The sequence below is a fragment of the Halomonas sp. DN3 genome (assembly GCF_024137905.1).
In the GTDB taxonomy this organism is placed as follows: Bacteria; Pseudomonadota; Gammaproteobacteria; order Pseudomonadales; family Halomonadaceae; genus Halomonas; species Halomonas litopenaei.
In genome coordinates this window covers 1816389-1834175 of the sequence record NZ_CP099965.1, presented here as the reverse complement: position 1 = coordinate 1834175, position 17787 = coordinate 1816389, and the positions used below count along the sequence as shown (strand labels likewise).

General features: G+C 66.6%; 20 protein-coding genes. 5 read left to right on the top strand and 15 right to left on the bottom strand.

Annotated elements, in window-relative coordinates; translation table 11 throughout:
* Window positions 1–121: 121 nt before the first annotated feature.
* The 4 genes from NKF27_RS08170 to rpoE all read right to left on the bottom strand — a co-directional run bounded on the left by NKF27_RS08170 (window position 122) and on the right by rpoE (window position 3358).
* Complete coding sequence (locus tag NKF27_RS08170) at window positions 122–547, bottom strand: SoxR reducing system RseC family protein (RefSeq protein WP_108132700.1); 426 nt, start codon at window positions 545–547, stop codon at window positions 122–124.
* The gene (locus tag NKF27_RS08165; RefSeq protein WP_253556012.1) at window positions 544–1647 is read right to left on the bottom strand and encodes a MucB/RseB C-terminal domain-containing protein; all 1104 of its coding nucleotides are present in this window, start codon (window positions 1645–1647) and stop codon (window positions 544–546) included. The genes NKF27_RS08170 and NKF27_RS08165 overlap by 4 nt, the downstream gene beginning before the upstream one ends.
* A gap of 91 nt (window positions 1648–1738) precedes the next feature.
* Window positions 1739–2479: a sigma-E factor negative regulatory protein gene (locus tag NKF27_RS08160; RefSeq protein ID WP_045993479.1), complete on the bottom strand. Its 741-nt coding sequence runs from the start codon at window positions 2477–2479 to the stop codon at window positions 1739–1741.
* A gap of 276 nt (window positions 2480–2755) precedes the next feature.
* Entirely contained in the window at window positions 2756–3358 is a 603-nt protein-coding gene (gene rpoE, locus NKF27_RS08155) for an RNA polymerase sigma factor RpoE (RefSeq protein ID WP_045993478.1), read from the bottom strand.
* Window positions 3359–3659: 301 nt separating this feature from the next.
* Between rpoE and NKF27_RS08150 the strand changes: the two genes are divergently transcribed.
* Window positions 3660–4733 (top strand): 3-deoxy-7-phosphoheptulonate synthase, encoded by a 1074-nt coding sequence (locus tag NKF27_RS08150; RefSeq protein WP_045993477.1) that lies wholly within the window; start codon window positions 3660–3662, stop codon window positions 4731–4733.
* Window positions 4734–4935: 202 nt separating this feature from the next.
* On the opposite strand, the gene dinG is transcribed toward NKF27_RS08150, so the two are convergent.
* A complete protein-coding gene (dinG, locus tag NKF27_RS08145) occupies window positions 4936–7083 on the bottom strand; it encodes an ATP-dependent DNA helicase DinG (protein WP_253556011.1) in 2148 nt (715 codons plus the stop codon).
* Between the two features lie 102 nt (window positions 7084–7185).
* Window positions 7186–8460: an ATP-dependent RNA helicase RhlB gene (gene rhlB / locus NKF27_RS08140; protein WP_124804378.1), complete on the bottom strand. Its 1275-nt coding sequence runs from the start codon at window positions 8458–8460 to the stop codon at window positions 7186–7188.
* Window positions 8461–8675: 215 nt separating this feature from the next.
* Here rhlB and NKF27_RS08135 point away from each other — a divergent pair, with 215 nt between their 5' ends.
* The 4 genes from NKF27_RS08135 to NKF27_RS08120 all read left to right on the top strand — a co-directional run bounded on the left by NKF27_RS08135 (window position 8676) and on the right by NKF27_RS08120 (window position 10738).
* The gene (locus NKF27_RS08135; RefSeq protein WP_253556010.1) at window positions 8676–8939 is read left to right on the top strand and encodes a hypothetical protein; all 264 of its coding nucleotides are present in this window, start codon (window positions 8676–8678) and stop codon (window positions 8937–8939) included.
* Window positions 8939–9754 carry an exodeoxyribonuclease III gene (xthA, locus tag NKF27_RS08130; protein WP_253556009.1) on the top strand — a complete coding sequence of 272 codons (816 nt, stop codon included), beginning with the start codon at window positions 8939–8941 and terminating at the stop codon, window positions 9752–9754. Before NKF27_RS08135 ends, xthA begins: the two co-directional genes overlap by 1 nt.
* A 363-nt stretch (window positions 9755–10117) precedes the next feature.
* Entirely contained in the window at window positions 10118–10363 is a 246-nt protein-coding gene (gene vapB, locus NKF27_RS08125) for a type II toxin-antitoxin system VapB family antitoxin (protein WP_253556008.1), read from the top strand.
* Between the two features lie 168 nt (window positions 10364–10531).
* The gene (locus NKF27_RS08120; RefSeq protein ID WP_253556007.1) at window positions 10532–10738 is read left to right on the top strand and encodes a type II toxin-antitoxin system Phd/YefM family antitoxin; all 207 of its coding nucleotides are present in this window, start codon (window positions 10532–10534) and stop codon (window positions 10736–10738) included.
* A gap of 18 nt (window positions 10739–10756) precedes the next feature.
* On the opposite strand, the gene NKF27_RS08115 is transcribed toward NKF27_RS08120, so the two are convergent.
* From NKF27_RS08115 to NKF27_RS08075, 9 genes are all read right to left on the bottom strand, one after another.
* Window positions 10757–11410 (bottom strand): SCO family protein, encoded by a 654-nt coding sequence (locus tag NKF27_RS08115; RefSeq protein WP_367399257.1) that lies wholly within the window; start codon window positions 11408–11410, stop codon window positions 10757–10759.
* A gap of 137 nt (window positions 11411–11547) precedes the next feature.
* Entirely contained in the window at window positions 11548–11985 is a 438-nt protein-coding gene (locus NKF27_RS08110) for a copper chaperone PCu(A)C (protein ID WP_253556006.1), read from the bottom strand.
* A gap of 100 nt (window positions 11986–12085) precedes the next feature.
* Complete coding sequence (locus NKF27_RS08105) at window positions 12086–12421, bottom strand: hypothetical protein (RefSeq protein ID WP_045993471.1); 336 nt, start codon at window positions 12419–12421, stop codon at window positions 12086–12088.
* Window positions 12422–12472: 51 nt separating this feature from the next.
* Window positions 12473–13687, bottom strand: coding sequence for a hypothetical protein (locus NKF27_RS08100; RefSeq protein WP_253556005.1), 1215 nt, complete (start codon window positions 13685–13687; stop codon window positions 12473–12475).
* Between the two features lie 26 nt (window positions 13688–13713).
* On the bottom strand, window positions 13714–14535 hold the full coding sequence (locus NKF27_RS08095) for an energy transducer TonB (RefSeq protein ID WP_253556004.1): 822 nt from the start codon (window positions 14533–14535) through the stop codon (window positions 13714–13716).
* Window positions 14532–14942 carry a biopolymer transporter ExbD gene (locus NKF27_RS08090; RefSeq protein WP_108132694.1) on the bottom strand — a complete coding sequence of 137 codons (411 nt, stop codon included), beginning with the start codon at window positions 14940–14942 and terminating at the stop codon, window positions 14532–14534. Before NKF27_RS08090 ends, NKF27_RS08095 begins: the two co-directional genes overlap by 4 nt.
* Entirely contained in the window at window positions 14935–15474 is a 540-nt protein-coding gene (locus NKF27_RS08085; RefSeq protein ID WP_045993418.1) for a MotA/TolQ/ExbB proton channel family protein, read from the bottom strand. The genes NKF27_RS08090 and NKF27_RS08085 overlap by 8 nt, the downstream gene beginning before the upstream one ends.
* On the bottom strand, window positions 15452–16918 hold the full coding sequence (locus NKF27_RS08080; protein ID WP_253556003.1) for a MotA/TolQ/ExbB proton channel family protein: 1467 nt from the start codon (window positions 16916–16918) through the stop codon (window positions 15452–15454). Before NKF27_RS08080 ends, NKF27_RS08085 begins: the two co-directional genes overlap by 23 nt.
* Window positions 16918–17772: a DUF3450 domain-containing protein gene (locus NKF27_RS08075; RefSeq protein ID WP_213228660.1), complete on the bottom strand. Its 855-nt coding sequence runs from the start codon at window positions 17770–17772 to the stop codon at window positions 16918–16920. The genes NKF27_RS08080 and NKF27_RS08075 overlap by 1 nt, the downstream gene beginning before the upstream one ends.
* Window positions 17773–17787: the final 15 nt, after the last annotated feature.

Sequence of the window (17787 nt, the reverse complement as noted above, 5' to 3'; positions counted from 1 at the left end):
ACCGTCACGCCGCCAAAAGGTTCAGTCATTAGCGGGCAAAATAACGCGACAAGGGCCCGCAAAGTGCTCGGGCACAGGGCTATCACAACAGGGCTATCACAACAGAGCTATCACAACGGGGCTAGAGCACCAAGGTCGGCCGATACGCCTCGGCGCGGCGGCGCAGATGCCGACGCAGCACCACGCCGCCGAGGGCCAGGCCCGCGATAAACACCAGCGGCAGCGACCAGTGATCCGGCGACTGCACGTTGACGGCAAGGGTCGCCCCCAGCGCCAACCACAGCGGCAGGCCGTAGACCAGCACGCTGGCGCGCACCAGGCTCGTCCGGGACAGGGCCAGGGTCACCGTCTGCCCGATGGCGGGACGCTGCTCGGTATCGATCTCGAGCTCACGCCGATCGTCGCTCCTGCGCAGCAGCCAACGCGCCCCGCAGCCGCCCCGGGCAGCGCAGCGCCCGCAGCCGCCGGTTGCCGCCAGCGCTACCCTGACCCCTGCGGTCGTCCAGCCCACCACTCGCGCCTCTGCGGTCGCGCAGTCGGTACTCATGACGACGCTTCCTGATGGACGTTACTCACCGCCTCAGAGCGCGCACCATCGCTCACACCCTGCGACTGCCCCTCGGCCAGCTCAAGGGTTTCGGCCACCTTGACCAGCACGCTGGGGGGTAATTCGCCTACCGCCACCACCTGAAGCAACTGGCCTTCACGCTGCACTCGGCGCACCGCGGCGTGACTGGCGCCCAGTCGATGGACACCCGGCCTTAGTACCCGTGAACCCGCTACCGGTTCGACGAACAGGCTGATGGTCGACAGGCCGTCGCTGTACAACTTATGGCGGCGAGGCCCATCGCTGTCCGATGCCATCGCCATCAACGGCTGGGCAACAAAGCCGCGAGGCAGCCAGCCTGCGCGCCAGTCCAGCCTGGCCGAGGACGGCGGCCGGCGCAGCTCCACCTTGCCGTCGTAGCGTTCCGGCGGCGTCATCGCCACCAATTGGAAGGTATCCAGCACCTGGCCCCGCTCGTCGATCAGGGTGCGCTTCAAGGGAATGGCGGTCTCGCGGTCGAGCCAGATGCGATAGCCGTAGCGCATGGCGTCAAGCGGCAACAGTTCCAGACGGATCGCGTGACGATTGGCGATTCTCTCCTCGCCGTCGAAGCGCAGCCGATAGAAGCGTGACAGGTGCTCGACCAGCGCCTGGGGAGAGGCCGGCGCCGCCCCCTGGCTATCACCGAGCTCGAAGCGAAAGGCGCCCCCCTCTCGCAGCAGCGAGCGACTGGGGCCATCGAGGAAGTGGAGGCGATCGCGCTCGACGCCCTGCTGGATGTCGCGGGCCACCGACAGCGTCACCACCTCTTCATCGACGATGCGAACGGCGCGCGCCTGATACTGGTAGCAATGGGACGCCCAGACACTGCGCTCGAACCAGTCTCCCGGAGACTCGGGGGGTGACAAGGCGGTCAAGGCGCTGCAGTCGTAGACGCTCTGGATACTATTCGGGTCAGCTACCGAGTCAGCCGAGGCCTCGGCGTCCGCCGTTACGGCGTCGACACCAGGGTCGGCAACGGCCTGGGCGGGAAGAGAAAGACAGACAAGGGAAAGCGTCAGCCAGCCGGCCAACGCTGCAAGCGACCCCTGATGTGGCATAGAAATCATGTCCTGACAGGCACTGCTGAGAATGCGCTCGGCCCCACAGGGCCGAGCAGATCATTGCTATCTCGATGCCAGATCGATCACCTCAACGGGCTTCCGCCGGGGTGCTGCGCAGCATCGGCATCCAGTTGTCGGCACTGCTGAAGGCCGCCCCCTGGGCATGACGATCGAGGTACGACTGCAACAACTGGGCCTGCGCCTGGTCACTGACCCGCGACTGCTGGGCAGATGGCGACAGCATCATCGGCGAGGCCACCTGGGCGCCGACGGTCATCAGTCCATTGCTGGAGCCTGTGCCGGACTGAAACATCGGCAGATCCATCAGCGAAGGCCGAGACGCCGCTACGCTGGCAAGCTCTGCACCTGGCACGGCGGACGCCGTCTGTGCTGCGCCGCTATTTACGCCGCCGCTTACGCCACCCGCAGCCCCGCTGCTGGCCACACCGGCACCGGAACCGTCGATGGAGCCATCGAAGGCGCCGTTGTAGAACTGAACCCCGCTGATCACCATCAACGAGACCGCCGCGGCAATACCGGCACCGCGTGCGAGCCCCATTCCGCCGCGCTTGGCGACCGCGCCGTCGGCGGGAGCCTCCATCTGCGGCGCAGGCTCATCCTCGAGGCGAGCCAGGATACCGGCGGATAGATCCACCGAGGGGTCACTATCGGTCTCGCGGCGCAGCGCGGCACGCATCAAATGGTAACGACGCCAGCTCTCGGCGCTGTCCTGGTCGCTCTCGAGCGACTTCAGCACTCGACGCAATTCCAGCTCGTCACCTTCATTGTCCATCAGGGCTGAAAGCGATTCCCGTGCGTTCAGACTCATTCTCCACACCTCATTTCGACGAAGCGTCGCGCCTCCAGCTCCATAGACCACCGGAGATGCGCCAGGTTCCGCCACCGATTCTCGGTTACTCGCCACCGGCTCGAGTGCCAGGTGACGACCGTCGTTGATTGTTGCATCGGGCCGGTCACTGGGTAAGACGCCCAATCTGGCGAACAGTTCATCCCAATTTGAAAAAAATGGGGAATTCGGCAACAAAAGGGGTCGCCCTGCCTCACCCCTGCGCCCACGACCAGCTCGCAGGCTCGCGATAGCGAATCAGGAAAGTGACTCGGCGTTTCGCGAGGTCGTCATCAGCGGCTGAATATGTTGATCCACTGCTTCCCTGGCGCGAAAGATGCGCGAGCGCACGGTACCCACCGGGCACTGCATGATCTGGGCGATGTCTTCATAGGAAAGACCATCGAGCTCGCGCAGGGTGATGGCGGTGCGCAGGTCATCGGGAAGATTCTCGATCGCCTCGAATACCGCCGCCTCGAGCTGGTCCCTGGCGATGGACGCCTCCGGTGTCTCGATATCGGCCAGCCGGCCACTCATATCGACGATCTCGGCGTCATTGATATCCAGATCGCTGCCCGGCGGACGACGCCCGCGGGACACCAGATGATTCTTGGCGGTGTTGATGGCGATGCGGTACATCCAGGTATAGAAGGCGCTCTCGGCGCGAAACTTGCCAAGCGCCCGGTAAGCCTTGATGAAGGCCTCCTGGGCCACGTCCTGCACCTCGGCGTGGTCGCTGATGTAGCGGCCGATCAGGCCCAGAATCTTGTGCTGGTACTTCTTGACCAGAAGGTCAAAGGCTCGGGTATCGCCCTTCTGCGCGCGCGCCACCAGCTGCTGGTCCGTTTCCTTGGGCGTCATGTCTCTCCTCCCCGACGATGTCGGGCTGACGACGCCGGACCCTCGGTCTGGCCCTTGGCAACAGGGTGCCACCTTTCGCCTGTCGGCGATGTATAGGTCATGGGTCTCGTCATGATAAAAGGCACAAGTGTTCCTGTTTCCTTGGCTCGCATCAAGCGTTCTCTGAGTGCATCTCTCGACGCCGCTCCGACATCGGGTGCGCGACAAGGTTCCCTCAGGCGATTGAATTTACCCCTCCCTCAAGGGATAGTAGAGCCACGCAGAAACGTCAGCGCTGACACGATACACACAGGTAGACCTCATGTCCGACAAGCAGGTGAACAACCTCAACGTCCTGGCCCAGGATGTTCTCGTCACTCCTGAGCAGTTGAAGCAGGAAATTCCTCTTTCTCCCGAGGCCGAGGCCACGGTGATCGAGGGCCGCAAGACCGTGCAGAACATCCTCGACGGCACCGATCCCAGGCTGCTGATGGTGGTGGGCCCCTGCTCGATCCACGATGTGGACGCCGCGCTGGACTACGCACGTCGCCTGCGCCGCCTGGCCGACGAGGTGAAGGACAGCCTGTACATCGTGATGCGCGTCTACTTCGAGAAGCCGCGCACCACCGTGGGCTGGAAGGGTCTGATCAACGACCCCCACCTGAACGGCTCCTTCGAGATCGAGGAAGGCCTGCACATCGCCCGTCGCCTGCTGGTGGAGCTCTCCGAGCTGGGCCTGCCGCTGGCCACCGAGGCACTCGACCCGATCTCGCCCCAGTATCTGCAGGACTGCATCAGCTGGTCGGCCATCGGCGCCCGCACCACCGAGTCCCAGACCCACCGCGAGATGTCCTCCGGCCTGTCATGCCCGGTGGGCTTCAAGAACGGCACCGACGGCAGCCTCGACGTGGCCGTCAATGCGCTGCAGTCGGTGGCTCACCCGCACAACTTCCTGGGCATCGACCAGCAGGGCCAGGTGGCGATCATCCGCACCCGCGGCAACGCCTACGCCCACGTCGTGCTGCGCGGGGGCAACGGCAAGCCGAACTACGACAGCGTGAGCGTGGCGCTGGCCGAGCAGGAGCTGAAGAAGGCCGGGGTCAAGCCCAACATCATGATCGACTGCTCCCACGCCAACTCCAACAAGGACGCCGCCCTGCAGCCGCTGGTGCTCGACAACGTCACCCACCAGATTCTCGACGGCAACCGTTCGATCATCGGCCTGATGGTCGAGTCCAATATCGGCTGGGGCAACCAGAAGATCACCGAGGACCTGAGCGAAATGGCCTACGGCGTCTCCGTGACCGACGCCTGCATCGACTGGGACACCACCGTGGAGGCCTTCCGCAGCATGAACGAACGCCTGGCGCCGGAGCTGGCAAAGCGGGTGAATTGATTCGCCCCTGGTGCGGGGCAAGGGGCTGAAAGGCCCCGACGCCAGGCGCCAGCGGCGCCATCATCCCCAGCGCCAGCGACGCCTGCAGAAGCAACGCCCACGACAGCCATGCCCACGATAGCGACGAGCCCGCCAAGTTGGCGGGCTCTTTGCTTCTGCCGGCATATCACGCCTGGGTCGCGAGGCGCGACTCCCTGGCTCCTCAGCCGGCCTGGCTTACGCCGTCGATCTCGCGCACGAAGGGCGGTAATGCGTCGAGCAGCGCGCGGCCGTAGCGGCGAGTCAGCACGCGGCGATCCAGCAAGGTGATGCGGCCACGGTCGGCCTCCTTGCGGATCAACCGACCACAGGCCTGGACCAGCTTGATCGAGGCATCCGGCACGCTGATGCGCATGAACGGGTTGCCGCCCTGGCTCTCGATCCATTCCGCCAGCGTCGCTCCCACCGGGTCGTCCGGCACGGCGAACGGCAGCCGCGTGATCACCACATGGGTCAGGTAGTCGCCGGGCAGGTCGATGCCCTCCGCGAAGCTCGCCAGACCGAACAGGATGCTGCCCTCGCCGGCGTCGATACGCTGGCGATGGCGGCTGACCAGCTCACGCTTGGGCAGACGGTCCTGGGCCAGCACTCGCTCTCGGCGCTCCCGCGACAGGGCCTTCTCCACCCCGCGCAGCTGGGCCCGGGACGAGAACAGCACCAGCACCGCTTCCTTGTCGTCGAGAGCCTCGACGAAGTCGACGATGGCCCGCTCGTGGCCATCGCGGTCGGCGGGGTCCACCGCCTCCCGGGGCACGCTGAGCACCGCCCGGGAATAGTCGAAGGGGCTCGGCAGACGCTGGTAGCGATAGCGGTTGGCCAGCCCCGCCCTCTCCTGCAGGCGCTCGAAACGGCCCAGGGCGGTCAGGGTGGCCGAGGTCACCACAGCGCCGTGACAGCGCCCCCACAACGAACGCGCCAGGGTATGGGCCGCGGATACCGGACTGGCCGAGAAGATCAGCTCGGGCTCGCCCTGGAAGCGCTCCAGGGTCAGCCAGCGTGCCCGCGGCGGCGCGTCCGCCGGATCGCCCTCGGCAAAGGCCTGCCACAGGGCGTGGGCCTCCAGCGCCCGGCCGTGCAGCAGCGCCAGCAGCGGCAGCCAGGCCTCGGACTGCTCCCGGGCAAGGCCGGTGGACTTCTCCGGGTCCAGGCTCTCACGCAGGATGTCGGTCATCGACTCGAGCAGACGGCAGAGCTCGGCGAAGGGCACCACCAGCGCTTCGGCCTGGGCCCGCAGGGCCTCGGGCACACGCCCCATCTCGAAGCGGTGCTGAGCACCGTCCTCATCGTCGTTGAGCCCATGGGGCCGCTCGGCCAGCTGGTGGCCCAGCGCAAACACCTCGCCCAGGCGTGGCTCCAGCGCTTCCATCGCGGTGGGCAGCGCGCCCAGCAGTCGCGCCAGGGTCGGCTGCACACCCAGGGCCGTATTCAGCTCGGTCAGCGAGCCCCTGAGGTTTCTCAGCCAGCGCAGCCCGCCGCCCACGCTGAAGCGATGGGTGAAGTGGGAGATCGCCTTGTCCGGCAGGTGGTGGCCCTCGTCGAAGACGTAGATACAGTCGGCAGGGTCGGGCAGCACCAGGCCGCCGCCGAGCGCCAGATCCGCCAGCACCAGGTCATGGTTGGCGACGATGACGTCGGCCTGATCCAGGTCGCGCCGGGCACGAAAGAAGGCACAGGCACCGAAGTGCCCGCAGCGGCGATTGGTGCACTGGCGGTGATCCACCGTCAGTCGCCGCCAATGGCTATCGTCGATGGCCTCGCCCCAGCTGTCGCGATCCCCTTCCCAGCGACCGTTGCCGTAGGCGTCTCCCATGGCGGCCACCAGCGCCTTGAAGTCATCGCCGGTGGCGGCGTCCAGGCTCTGCTCGAACAGCGACAGGGTCGGGTTTTCCTCGGCGCCGTCCATGGCCGCGTCGAGCTTGGCCACGCACACGTAGCGCCCGCGCCCCTTGGCCAGGGCAAAGTCGAAGGACAATCCGCTGTGGGCCTTCAGCGACGGCAGGTCCTGGTGCAGCACCTGCTCCTGCAGCGCCACCGTGGCGGTGGCCAGCACCAGGCGCTTGCCGCGCGCCTTGGCCACCGGCAACGCCGCCAACAGGTAGGCCAGGGTCTTGCCGGTACCTGTGCCCGCCTCCAGCACACAGACGTGCTCGTCGCTCACCCGCTTGCCATCCTCGTCGGTCTCGATGCCGGCCAGGGTGCGGGAGATCTCGGCGATCATCAGCCGCTGGCCGTAGCGCGGGGTCAGCTCCAGCGCCTCCAGCACCCGACGATAGGCGCTTTGAATCTCGCTCTTGAGGGCGTCGTCTAGCATGGCGGGTCCACGACAATTGAGAAAAAGGACAAGGGGGAGAGACGCAAAGGGCCGGCGCTGGGCCGGCCCTGACTGCGTACAAGCGTCAAACGCCTGACGGGCTTACAGAAGCCCTTCCGGCGGATGCTCGCAGGGCAGCTTATCGCCGATGAAGCGCTCGATTTCGGGCAGCGAGAAGGCGTCTTCTTCACCCACGAAGCTGATCGACACGCCCTTGGCGCCGGCACGGCCGGTGCGCCCGATGCGGTGGACGTAGTCCTCCGGATCCTCGGGCAGGGTGTAGTTGATCACGTGGCTGACGTCCTCGATATGGATGCCACGGCCGGCCACGTCGGTGGCCACCAGTACCTGAATCTCGCCCTCGCGGAACTGCTCCAGGGTGCGGATGCGCTGGTTCTGCGGCACATCGCCGGACAGCATGGCCACATTGATGTCGGCCTTCTTCAGCAGATCCAGCAGCTTGCGCACCAGATCGCGGCGATTGCCGAACACCATCACCCGGTCGAACGACTCCTGCTGCAGCAGGTTGACCAGCAGTCGCTGCTTGTCTTCGTCGCCCACCATGTACACCCGCTGATCGATATCGGCGGCGTTATCCACGGTGACCGCGATCTCGACGTGGGCCGGCTGATGGGTCCACTGGCTGGCCAGGTTGAGGATGTCCTCGGTGAAGGTCGCGGAGAACAGGAAGGTCTGCCGCTCTTCGGTCTTCGGCGTGTAGCGGATGATGCGCTTGACGTCGGGAATGAAGCCCATCGACAGCATGCGATCGGCCTCGTCCAGCACCAGCACCTCGACCTGACCGAGGTCGATGTCTCGCTTCTGCTGGAAGTCCAGAAGGCGGCCCGGAGTGGCCACCAGGATATCGACGTTGCCGGCAAGCCCCTCGCGCTGCTTCTGGTAGTCCATGCCACCGACGACGCTGGTCACCTTGAGCGAGGTGAAGCGCGCCAGGGCCTTGGCGTCCTTCTCGATCTGCAGGGCAAGCTCGCGGGTCGGCGCCACGATCAGTGCGCGCGGCGTCCCCGGCTTCTGGCCATCCGGCACCTCCTCCTCGAGGAAGTAGGCCATCATGGAGATCAGGAAGGCGGCGGTCTTGCCGGTACCGGTCTGGGCCTTGCCCACCACGTCTCCACCCATCAGGGTGTGGGTGAGGGCCTCGGCCTGAATCGGCGTGCAGTACTCGAACCCGAGCGCATGGATGGCGCGCATCAGCGGCAGCGGCAGATCGAAGTCGTGGAACCGCCACTTGCCCGCCACGGCGGGCACCTGAAACTGGCGCAGATCCCAGTTGGACTGGCGGCGCCTCGGCTTGCGGCGACGACGCTTGGGCTTGCGGCTCTCGGCCGGTGCGGTGGTCTGTTCCGACTCGCTCATAGGCTGTGCTGTGTGTCCGTCTCGAAGAGAAGTTGAAGGAAAGCGGAAAGCGTCGAGGCAACGGCACAGGGCCCCCCTCGAGTTTCCTCAAGCCGGGTATTGTACCAGCGTCTGACCGTTTGGGCTTGCCCGATGCGCATCGAATCGTGTCTGGCGGCTGTCCTGGCGGCCCCGCACTGATAGAATGTGCCCATTGAATACAGGAGCCCCGCGTCATGACACGCCGCAAGAAGACCCGTTCCCTGGCCGACAAGGTGACCATCCGTACCGGTCGGCGCAAGGACTACAAGCAGTGGCGCCACGAAAATCCCGATGAGGTCATCTCATCACGGCGCTTCTCCGCCAAGAAGCGCCAGCAGCGCAAGGCCCAGGCCGCACGCCGGCTGGAGCGCATGCGCGCCGCCCCGTCGATCGAGATTCACCCCGAAGGCAAGGGGCCGGACAGCAGTAACAGCGACAGCAACAAGGGAGAGCAGTAATGCGCCTGGTGTGCTTCAACATCAACGGCATCCGCGCACGCCTGCACCAGCTCGAGGCGCTGATCGCCTCCCACCAGCCCGACCTGATCGGGCTGCAGGAAACCAAGGTCCAGGACAGTGAATTCCCCCGCGAGGCGGTGGAAGCCATGGGCTATCAGGTGCACTTCCATGGCCAGAAGGGTCACTACGGCGTCGCCATGCTGACCCGCGAGGCCCCGGAGGAGGTTCGCTATGGCTTTCCCGACGACGGTGAAGACGCCCAGCGCCGCATGATCGGCGTGCGTCTGCGCGCCGCCGACGGCGAGCCTGTATGGGTCTACAACGGCTATTTCCCCCAGGGCGAGAACATCGAGCACCCGACCAAGTTTCCCCACAAGCGCGCCTTCTACGCCCAGCTCCAGCGCCTGCTCGACGAGGACCACTCCCCCAGCGAACGCCTGGCCGTGATGGGCGACTTCAACATCTCGCCCGCCGACATCGATATCGGCATCGGCGAGGCCAGCCGCAAGCGCTGGCTGCGCGAAGGCAAGACCAGCTTTCAGCCGATCGAGCGCGAATGGCTGGATGGCATCAAGGCCTGGGGCCTCGAGGACAGCTATCGCCGCCTCTACCCCGAGGTGGACGATCGCTTCAGCTGGTTCGACTATCGCTCGAAGGGCTTCGATCGCGAACCCAAGCGGGGCCTGCGCATCGACCATATCCTGACCACGGCACCGCTGTCCGAGCGCGTCACCGACGCCGGCATCGACTACGACCTGCGCGCCATGGAAAAACCCTCGGACCACGCCCCGGTGTGGACCGAACTGGATCTTTAGCGCCACCCTCCCCGTCTCGACACCCGAACAGCAACAAGGGCCGCCCACCGGCTGGCCCTTGTGTTCAAACCCGAGGCTTGAACCAGCGCCCTGAACCAGCACCAGCGGTTGCTTGATCCAAGGACCCTCGTTTGCTGATATCGCTGGTATCGTCTAATGCACCTCTCCTGATGCCCCTCCTGCACAAGCCAGCTCTCGAACCGACAGATCCCTTCGCCACCGTTCACTTCTGTCGAAACCGCCGTTCACACTAGCGATCCGCCAGGTGCCCCTTGGCTTGCGCCATAAAGCAAGGTATCTGCTTTGCAGTGGCCTGCAAGGAGACTACCGTTGCCCAGATAGCGCACATGCAGGAGGTGCAACATGCGTACCGTGAAAATCATCCAGAACGGCAAGAAGCAGAACGGCAAGAAGCAGACCATCGAGCTTCCCGCCGACATGGCCTATGAAGGTCTTGGGGAGCTGGCGATCACCAGGGAAGGAGACGTGATCACGCTGCGCCCCGTTCGGCCATCCTGGCGCTCCCTGCGTGACCTGCCGAGGGCCGATGAGGATTTCCTGCAAGAAAGGCCCGGCGTTATCGTCGATGAAGACAGGTTTCATCTGTAACGGGCCTAGCGCCGATCGAGAACCGCTTGAGAGCCGATCGAGAACCGATCGAGAGCCGCCCGAGAGATGGTCGAGAACCCATCGCGACGCCGAGCTTGCTCACGACAAGGCCACAGGGGCGACCCGATGAAGAAAACGGTATCGAAGTCCCACTTCAAGACGCACGCGATGCACATCCTTCGCCAGGTGGAAACCACCGGCGACTCGGTCATCGTCACCGACGAGCGTGGTCGGCCTGGCGTCGAGATACGTCGTTACTGTCCCGACGATGCCGCCGTTCTTGCCGACCTCGAGCAATTGCGGGGCAGCGTCCTTCGCTACGATGCGCCCTTCGACCCGGCGGTGGATGCCGACGACTGGGAAGCGATGCGCTGATCCGCTGTCGACGCTCGCCTACCCCTTCTCCACCAGCCTTCGAATGTCTGCGGCGATGGAGTCTACCGGATCGGTGTCACGCATCAGCAGACGGGCGTCGCCGCCTGAATCGAAGGCGAAGATGGCGCTGGAATGGTCGACGTCGTAGCTGCCGTCGGCTTCCGGCTCGCCCAGACGATAGCTGACGCGGTAGCGGTTGGTGACCGCGTCGAGGGCCGCCTTGTCGCCGGTAAGACCGATAAACCGCGGTCCGAAGGCTTCGGTATAGGCGTCGAGCACCTCGGGACTGTCGCGCTCGGGATCCACCGAGACGAACAGCACCCGGACGGCGTCGCGGGTCGGCTCGTCGAGTTCCCGAATCGCCGCTGACAGCCGCGCCAGCGCGGTGGGACAGACGTCCGGGCAGTGGGTGAAGCCGAAGTAGACCAGGGTCGTCTTGCCGGCGTAGTCACCCTCATCGACCTGCTGGCCGTTCTCGTCGATCAGCTCGAAGTCCAGCGCCGGCATGGCGTCGGAGATGTCGGTGCCACGCCAGTTGACGTCCTCGCAGCCGGCAAGGGCAAACAGCGCAGCCGTCAGCAGCAGTGCCGCACTAGCCTTGGTGACTGCCTGGCTCGCACCAGCTCCCCTGCTCTGCACCCTGCCATTGCCGCCGGTCCTGCCCTGTCGCATTGCCAACCTCGTAGCTTTCATTTCATGGGCCGTTGTCTCGGCTCTAGTTTGCAGCCCCTGCTCTGCCGACACCGTTCTCTCGACATCACCTTGCCGAACCAACTGTCTCAGCAGTCTCAGCTGTCTCAAGAGCGTCGCTACAGCGCCGCCGGCGAGACCACCTCGAAGGTCGTCTCGATGCGCTCGTCCCCTTCGAGGATCAGGCGGACCTCCACTTCATCGCCAATGTTCAGCGACTGTTGCGGCTTCATGAACATCAGGTGATAGCCCTGGGGGGCGAACTCGCGGGTCTCGCCGGGGGGCACTTCGAAGCGCTCGACACCGTGCATCATGGCCATGCCGTCTTTCTCCATGCTCATGTGCAGCTCCACCGAGGCGTAGGCGTCGGTCTCTGCTCCGACCACCGCTGCCGGCTCGTCGCCCGCATTGTAGAGCTTGAAGTAACCGGCACCGGGGCGGTCGCCGGGCAGCATGCGCAGCCTGGCGTCGCTGATCTCTAGCTCGGCGGCAATCACCGGGGTAGCCGCGAGCAGCGACAGCAGTCCGGCAACCAGGGTGCCCTTGAACGTGCGCATGAAAACGTCTCCTTGAGAAAGTGCCGGCACGAGCCTGTGTCGACGAAGGTGGCTCAGTCGTCAACCGCCGACCAACACCGGTCACCGTCGATGGATGCCATCAGCACAGCGCCGACAGGCCACAGTGGGTATTGAAACGACGGGAGTTGACGTCCAGCTCCACCTCGCCGCTCTGGGTATCAAGATAGAAGGAGGCAAAGCCTTCGTCCGATGCCAGCCGATAGGAGCCGCACACGCCATAGCCGTAGCGCACCTCCTGCAAGTTGGCGAGCTCGATCGGTGCCGAGGTCTGAAGGGACGCCGCCAGGGCGGCGCGCGCGTCATCGTCCAGACGGCTGTCGGACATCGCCTGGGAGCCAAAGATGGCCGCCCCGAGCAGGACCACGGCCACCGCGGGAACGATGACCAGCAATATGAGGCTTCTGGAATTCTTCATGGGGCGAATTCTACGCTGAGGGTCATTTTTGCCACAAGGCAGCGAGCCGCCTCAGCCAGCGCCCTCATCGGAGGGTCGAGGTGAATCCGTGGCGCCAGCGCCAGGTTCAGCGGCCGCGCCCTGCCCCGTCTGCGAGCCCGCAGACAGCGCGCCCAGCCAGGTTTGCGCCTCGTCCTCGCCCTTGGCAAGTGCGCGGTTCAATGCCTCGCGCGCGGTCTGTTCGCGGCCCCAGCCTGCGGCAATCTGTCCCAACCGGAGCCAGTCCGAGCCAGCGTCGGAACGCTCGGCAAGGGTCTGCCAGGCGTCCAGCGCCTGGTCATGGTCGCGAGCCTGAAACCAGGCCTCGGCCAGCAACCGGCGACGTTGCTCGCTATCCTCAAGGACGCCTTCCGCCAGCGCCCGTTCGAGCAGCTCGGCGGCGCGGGCGGGGGTACCGGCGGCCAGGTGGAGCTCGATACGACGCTCAAGGTCATCGTTGCCGGACAGGGCGCCCTGACGCCAGCCGGCTTCCCACAGTGCCGCGGCGCGGAGCGGATCACCCAGACGCTGGGCCATGGCCGCGGCCCGGCGCCAGGCATCGGCATCGGCCGGATCGGCGGCAAGCCGCGCCTCCAGGGCCGCCAGGGCCTGATCGAGACGACCGCTCTTGTGCATCACGCCACCGGCGAAATCGAGCCGCGCCTGACTCGGCTGCGGGTCCGCCGCCTTGGCCCGTTCGACCCCGTCGGCGGCGGCCTCCCAGTCCTCGTCGGCGGCCGCCAGCTCGGCCAGGGTCCAAAGTGCCTCGACATCCTCGTGGCGTAACAGCCAGTCCTCCAGCAGCGCCCGCGCCTGCTGACGTTGCTGCGCCTGGATACGCTGTTCAATCTCCTGGCGCAGCCAGCGATCCCGCTGGGCCTGCTCGACCCCGTCGACCCGACGGGCGCTGGCCAGGTGATCGGCGGCCTCCTCGGGCCGATTCTGGGCCGACGCCGCCCCGGCGGCAAGCTGCAGGTACAGCGCCCTGGCCCAGCGGTCCGAGGCGTTGCCCCCGGCTAGCCGCTCGGCCTGGCTCTCGGCCTTGGCCTCGACCCCTGCCGGGTCGTCGGCCAGGCGCTGCTCGAGGCTCTTGAGGTCGGCGATGATGCCACCGGACAGGGTCGGCGCGGCGCTTGCCGCAGGGCTTGCCAGTGCGACGGCCAGACCCGCCATCAGGCCAAGCGCCAGGGCGACGCCGGCGCCTTGCAGATTGCGCCCCAGCGGGGTGGTCTTTAACACTACTGCCATGGCGATCGCCCCTTTTGATGTCTCTCTTATCTCAACTGGAACTCAAGACGTTGGCGCGCTCGCCGAAGCCCGGACGCCGCCTCGAAGCGCCAGCCGGCGATGGCCTGACGCGCAGCGTCCTCGAATACCCGGCGGGGGCTTGCCTCGAGTACCTGAATGCTGCCGCGATCAACGCTGCCGTCGGCGCGGATGATAAATTGCATCACCACATAGCCCTCGAGCCCACGACGCTGGGCCCGGCGCGGGTACTCCGGCGGTACCTTGCGCGTGGCCCGGGCAGAGGTGCCCACGTCCACCGGCTCGTTGGAGGCAGGCGCGGCAGCGCCGGCCCCCGCCGCGCTGGCGCTGCCCGTGTTGCTGGTCGCATTGGTGGCCACGCTGGGCGCTGGCGATGGCTGTGGTGCAGGCTCGGGCTGCGGTGCGGGCTCAGGCTGCGGCGTCGGCTCCGGCCGGGGTTTCGGTTCGGGGCTGGGCTCAGGTTCGGGCTCTGGCTCAGGTTCTGGCGGCGTCTCGGTCAACTCCGGCAAGGCGCTGTCCAGCGCCTTGGGCTCTCGTGGCGGCGGTACCACCTCGGGGTCCGGCAACTGGATCTCGCTGACAGCGGTCTGGGCCGGGGACGGCGGCGGCGGCGCGGCGGCCACCGGTGGTGGAGGTGGCGGCGCCGATGCCGAAGCAGCGGAGGCCTCCGCCGGGGCCTCGGCCTGGGGCGCCACCGCCTCGGCCAGGCTCAGGGTGATTTCCTCGCGCAGCTCAGGCTCGGCCTCCGGTGGCACCACCAGCAGCGCCAGCAGGGCGAACAGTACCAGGGTCAGCAGGCTACCCGCCGCCAGAGAGACCACTCGCCTCATGCGTCGGAGCTCCTTTCGGCGGCGACGGCAACCTTGTCGACACCAGCGTCGCGCAGCCGGTCCATGGTCTCGATCAGCACCCCGGTGGCGGCATTGCGATCGGCCTGGATCACCACCGAACCATCCTCGGAGAGCATGCCGGCGACGGTAGTGCCGACGCGATGGATGTCCACCGGCTCACCGTCCACCCACAAGGCGCCTTCCGGCGTGATCGCCACCAGCACCTGGACGTCGGGACGGGAAGAGGCGGCGCTGGACTCGGGGCGCTCGATCTCTACCCCGCTCTCCTTGATGAAGCTGGTGGTCACGATGAAGAAGATCAGCATGATGAAGACCACGTCCAGCATCGGGGTCAGGTTGACCTCGCTGGCCTCTTCGGCGCCGGCGGACAGTCGACGTCTACGCATGTGCATCCTCCGCGGCGCGGGCAAGGCGGTCGTGTAGCCGCTGATCCTCGCGCCGAATGATATGTTCGAGCCGTGTAATGAACAGAAGCCCCACCACCGACACCGCCATCCCGGTCAGGGTCGGCAAGGTGGCCCGGGCAACGCCGTCGGCCATGGCCCGGGCCTGGTTGCTGTCGGCCATGGACAGACTGTCGAATACCGTGATCATGCCGGTCACGGTGCCGAGCAGTCCGAGCAGCGGGCAGATCACCACCAGGAGCTTCAACCAGGGCAAGGGGCCACGCAGCCGTCGGATCAGCTCCGTTACCCAGACCTCGCGCAGGGTGCGGGCACTCCAGCTCTGGTGGTCGGGCCGCTCGACCCAGCGGCGCATCAGTTCGGCCCGGGCCGGGCGATAGTGGAAGCGAAAGAACCACCAGCGCTCGAGCCCCACCGAGAACAGCAGCATGGCCACCACGGCGATCACCACCAGCACCGGCCCGCCGGCGTCGATCAGCCGGACGAGGGGATCAAGCCAGGGGTGCATCGGCATGGCGCCGGCTTCCTTGCTTTGCGTCGGTGGCCGGCTGCAGCGCCTTGCGATCGGCTTCCAGACGGTCGGCCAGCACCGCGCTGGCGCGGCCTTCCATGGTGCCGATCAGGGCGCGCGAGCGTGACGACATGGCGGTATGGGCGAACAGCAGCGGTACCGCGGTGATCAGGCCCAGCACCGTGGTCACCAGCGCCTGACTGATACCGCCGGCCATCAACTGGGGGTCGCCGGTGCCGAACACCGTGATCGACTGGAAGGTCACGATCATGCCGGTCACCGTGCCTAAAAGGCCCAGCAGCGGCGCCACCGCGGCGAGCATCTTGACCAGCGCCTGGCCGCGCTCGAGACGCGGCTGCTCGGCCAGCATCGACTCGTCCAGACGTGCCTCCAGGGCTTCGGGAGCATGGCCGGCACCAAAGGCGTGGAAGCGCTGAAGCACCCGGCCCAGGGGGTTGTCATTGGACAGCTCATCCATGTTGGCGAGCTGGCGACGGGTGGTCATGCTGACCCGCAGCAGGTACAGATACTGGCCAAGGGCGATCAAAAGACCCAGGGCGCCCAGGGCGACCACCACATAGCCGACCGCACCGCCCTGATGAAAGCGCTCGAGCAGCGTGGGCTGGCGCGACAGCGCCTCGATCACCCGTCCGTCGACGGGATCCACCGGCAGCAGCTGGCCATCACCTGACTGATAAGCGTCGAGCACAGCGCCGACGCGCTCAGGGGTGTGCTCGAGGGCGGAGAGCCGCCCTTCTTCGCCGACCCGCTCGAGCAACTGGCCGCCGCCAAAGGCCATCAGGTCACCCACACGGGTCACCTGACGTGGCGCGACCTCACCGCTGCCTGCGGCCACCGGCGCCTCGAATCGACGCACCAGCCCGGTCTCGGCGGTCAGCCCCATCAGGCTGTCGGCCAGGGTCTCGATCTGGGCGACGGTCAAGATGGCGTCGTCGTCCAGCCGCGGCGGCAAATCGACGTCGGCGCCCAGGGTCAGCAGGCTCTGGCCGAGATCGTCTCTCAGTTCACCACTGGTGCCGGCCACCGCGCTGAACACCGCGTTGAGGTCGCCGCCCTCGGCATCACGCTGGGCACCGATCTCGTCCAGCGCCTGACGCGCCTCGGCCATCTCGGCCTCCAGACGCTCACGCTCTTCCCGGGCGGCGTCACGACGGGCCTCGGCCTCCTCGAGCGCGGCGGACAGCGCGTCACTGTCCTCCACCAGCTCGGCCAACCTCGCCTGATCACGTGCCTCGGCGGCCTCTCGCTCCAGCTTGAAGCTCGACAGTACGCTGTCGCTATCGCTGTCCTGCTGGGCCATGGCGGCAGGCGCAGCGGCGGCCAGCAGCGCGGCCACGGCGGCACCCAGCACCAGCCTGCGGGCGAGGCCCTTGCCCATCGAGTTGTGCCGGTTCAGCGACACCGGGAAATCCGTCAAAGACACCATCAGGAACGCTCCTCGATCGGTTGGGTCAGCGGCAGCGTCAGCAGTTCCGGTGCACGCTGGTCACGCACGATCTGCAGGCCCTTCTCCACCTGGTCGCGCTCGGCAGCGGACAGCGACTGCCAGCCTCCGTCGTTCCATACGCCACCGTTCTGGCCATCCGGGGTCAGGTAGTACCAGCCCACGCGTCCCAGTCGCAGAAAGTCGACCTCGCGGGTCTGATCGCCCTCTTCCAGGGTGCCGCGCCAGGCATCGAGATCGCGCCCATAGTCGAGCTCGGCACGCCAGGCCGCCAGCACCCGCTCGAGCTTCTCGGCTGCGGTCAGCTCGGGGTTGGCCAGGGAGGCCTCGAGCGACGCCACCCGGGCCTTGCGCTCGCCATGGAGGAATGGCACGTCCTGATCGACCCAGGCGTCGAGGCGGCGGGTCATGTCGTTCAACAGGCCCGGCAGGGCGTCGCGGGTCTCGGCCATGGTCGCCATGCCCTGACTGCGCTGCTCGAGGGTCGCCTTGAGCTGCTCGAGCTGGGGGGCCAGCGCCTGGTTGTAGGACTGAAGCCGCTGGGCCTCCTGCTCGGCCTGGCGCAGCGCCTCGATACGCTGACGCACCTCGTCGTCGGCCTGGTCGATCCGCGCCTGCAGCTCGGCCTGGGTGGTCTGTGCCGCCAGGGCCTCATCGCCGAGATTGTCCGCCGTGTTCTGTGCCTGGGCTACCCCGCTGTGCCCCAGCGCCAGCGCCAGCGCACAGGAGACACCCAGCAGGCTGTTCCTTGCCGCTGCGCCAGCCGTCACCACATCGCTGGGGCTAGCCTGTGACGGCCCGGCGAAGGGCCGCCCGTTGATCTGCTTGTTCGCCATTCCAAGGCCTCCGAC

What these genes read in the sequence shown, in the direction of transcription:
- NKF27_RS08100 (WP_253556005.1), bottom strand. Translation starts at nt 13,687, where the DNA reads ATGGCAGTAGTGTTAAAGACCACCCCGCTGGGGCGCAATCTGCAAGGC.
- NKF27_RS08080 (WP_253556003.1), bottom strand. Translation starts at nt 16,918, where the DNA reads ATGGTGTCTTTGACGGATTTCCCGGTGTCGCTGAACCGGCACAACTCG.
- NKF27_RS08170 (WP_108132700.1), bottom strand. Translation starts at nt 547, where the DNA reads ATGAGTACCGACTGCGCGACCGCAGAGGCGCGAGTGGTGGGCTGGACG.
- NKF27_RS08150 (WP_045993477.1), top strand. Translation starts at nt 3,660, where the DNA reads ATGTCCGACAAGCAGGTGAACAACCTCAACGTCCTGGCCCAGGATGTT.
- NKF27_RS08090 (WP_108132694.1), bottom strand. Translation starts at nt 14,942, where the DNA reads ATGCGTAGACGTCGACTGTCCGCCGGCGCCGAAGAGGCCAGCGAGGTC.
- NKF27_RS08085 (WP_045993418.1), bottom strand. Translation starts at nt 15,474, where the DNA reads ATGCCGATGCACCCCTGGCTTGATCCCCTCGTCCGGCTGATCGACGCC.
- rhlB (WP_124804378.1), bottom strand. Translation starts at nt 8,460, where the DNA reads ATGAGCGAGTCGGAACAGACCACCGCACCGGCCGAGAGCCGCAAGCCC.
- rpoE (WP_045993478.1), bottom strand. Translation starts at nt 3,358, where the DNA reads ATGACGCCCAAGGAAACGGACCAGCAGCTGGTGGCGCGCGCGCAGAAG.
- NKF27_RS08095 (WP_253556004.1), bottom strand. Translation starts at nt 14,535, where the DNA reads ATGAGGCGAGTGGTCTCTCTGGCGGCGGGTAGCCTGCTGACCCTGGTA.
- NKF27_RS08115 (WP_367399257.1), bottom strand. Translation starts at nt 11,410, where the DNA reads ATGCGACAGGGCAGGACCGGCGGCAATGGCAGGGTGCAGAGCAGGGGA.
- vapB (WP_253556008.1), top strand. Translation starts at nt 10,118, where the DNA reads ATGCGTACCGTGAAAATCATCCAGAACGGCAAGAAGCAGAACGGCAAG.
- dinG (WP_253556011.1), bottom strand. Translation starts at nt 7,083, where the DNA reads ATGCTAGACGACGCCCTCAAGAGCGAGATTCAAAGCGCCTATCGTCGG.
- NKF27_RS08105 (WP_045993471.1), bottom strand. Translation starts at nt 12,421, where the DNA reads ATGAAGAATTCCAGAAGCCTCATATTGCTGGTCATCGTTCCCGCGGTG.
- xthA (WP_253556009.1), top strand. Translation starts at nt 8,939, where the DNA reads ATGCGCCTGGTGTGCTTCAACATCAACGGCATCCGCGCACGCCTGCAC.
- NKF27_RS08165 (WP_253556012.1), bottom strand. Translation starts at nt 1,647, where the DNA reads ATGCCACATCAGGGGTCGCTTGCAGCGTTGGCCGGCTGGCTGACGCTT.
- NKF27_RS08120 (WP_253556007.1), top strand. Translation starts at nt 10,532, where the DNA reads ATGCACATCCTTCGCCAGGTGGAAACCACCGGCGACTCGGTCATCGTC.
- NKF27_RS08075 (WP_213228660.1), bottom strand. Translation starts at nt 17,772, where the DNA reads ATGGCGAACAAGCAGATCAACGGGCGGCCCTTCGCCGGGCCGTCACAG.
- NKF27_RS08110 (WP_253556006.1), bottom strand. Translation starts at nt 11,985, where the DNA reads ATGCGCACGTTCAAGGGCACCCTGGTTGCCGGACTGCTGTCGCTGCTC.
- NKF27_RS08135 (WP_253556010.1), top strand. Translation starts at nt 8,676, where the DNA reads ATGACACGCCGCAAGAAGACCCGTTCCCTGGCCGACAAGGTGACCATC.
- NKF27_RS08160 (WP_045993479.1), bottom strand. Translation starts at nt 2,479, where the DNA reads ATGAGTCTGAACGCACGGGAATCGCTTTCAGCCCTGATGGACAATGAA.